Origin of the sequence: Blautia sp. AM42-2, assembly GCF_003480245.1 — a bacterium.
Lineage (GTDB): Bacteria > Bacillota > Clostridia > Lachnospirales > Lachnospiraceae > Fusicatenibacter > Fusicatenibacter saccharivorans.
Genome location: NZ_QUIM01000018.1, coordinates 1 through 433, shown reverse-complemented (window position 1 = coordinate 433; position 433 = coordinate 1). Strand labels below are relative to the sequence as shown.

1 protein-coding gene is annotated in these 433 nt (G+C 55.4%); it reads right to left on the bottom strand.

Going from position 1 to position 433, the window contains the following annotated elements:
• A partial coding sequence (locus DW915_RS14490; protein ID WP_158581071.1) for a relaxase/mobilization nuclease domain-containing protein occupies positions 1-433 on the bottom strand: 433 nt, incomplete at both ends.

Below are 433 nucleotides of genomic sequence, written 5' to 3'. Positions count from 1 at the left end.
AAATATTCCATAGCGGCGTTGGTGCAGCGGTGCTTGCAGCCCTCCCGTGTGTCGGCTGGTCTGTCCATGTAGGGCAGAAGCGGGACTTCATAAATCCGCAGGGAGTTGATGACGATATGCACATGGATATTGCCGCTGTGGTTATGCCCGTCCGGGTGGGTGCAGACTAAGGCTTGGTGTCCGGGGAAATGCTCTTTACAGAACTGCTCGCCCAGCTCCTGCGCCCGGTCTACGGTCAAGCCGTTGTCTGTCCCGTCCCGTGGGTCAAAGCTGATGATATAGTGGTGGCTTTTCACATCTTCCCGTTTTTGGTTTTTCTCATAGCGGAGATTAGCCCGCATACAGGCAACAGCGAAATCCTCGCCCCCACAGTTGAGGGAAGAAATGCGGTAATCCTCCCTCGGTATCAGCCGCCCGTTTTCATCAAGGGTGG